The 574-nt window shown below is 67.6% G+C and carries 1 protein-coding gene; it reads right to left on the bottom strand.

What is annotated here, in order from left to right; translation table 11 throughout:
* Positions 1 to 574 (bottom strand): histidine kinase dimerization/phospho-acceptor domain-containing protein (locus EOD07_RS36780; RefSeq protein ID WP_164772976.1); only part of this gene is annotated, 574 nt, incomplete at both ends.

Below are 574 nucleotides of genomic sequence, written 5' to 3'. Positions count from 1 at the left end.
TCATCGGTGATGGTGAAGGTGACCGCCTCATTGTCCCAGCTCCAGCTGACGGTGACGGACTTGCGGGCGAAATCGACGGCGTTCTCGACCAGATTGCCGAGCCCGTAGATGACGCCGGGGCTGCGCCGCCCGACCGGCTCGGGGCCGATACGCTCGCCGGGCCGCAGCCGGATCGAGATGCCGAAATCGCGATGCGGCGCCGTCACCTCCTCGACCAGCGAGGTGAGCGGCATGCGCGACAGATGCGCTTCGCCTTCCGAGGAAAGGCTGGTCAGCCGCTTCAGGATCTCGCGGCAACGCTCGCTTTGCGAGCGCAGCAGCTTGACGTCCTCGCCATATTTCGGATCCTTGCCGAGCGCCTTTTCCATCTCCTTCGCGACGACGGTGATGGTGGCCAGCGGGGTGCCGAGCTCATGCGCGGCCGCCGCCGCCAGCCCGTCCAGCGCCGACAGATGCTGCTCGCGCTGCAGCACCAGCTCGGTGGCGGCCAAAGCGTTGGCGAGCAGGCGCGCTTCCGCGGCGACACGGAAGGCATAGATGGCGGTGAAGGCGATCGAGGCGAAGACCGCCATCC

Source organism: Mesorhizobium sp. M2C.T.Ca.TU.002.02.1.1, from assembly GCF_003997225.1.
The sequence above is the reverse complement of the archived record's forward strand: the minus strand, read 5'-3'. Positions and strand labels throughout refer to the sequence as shown.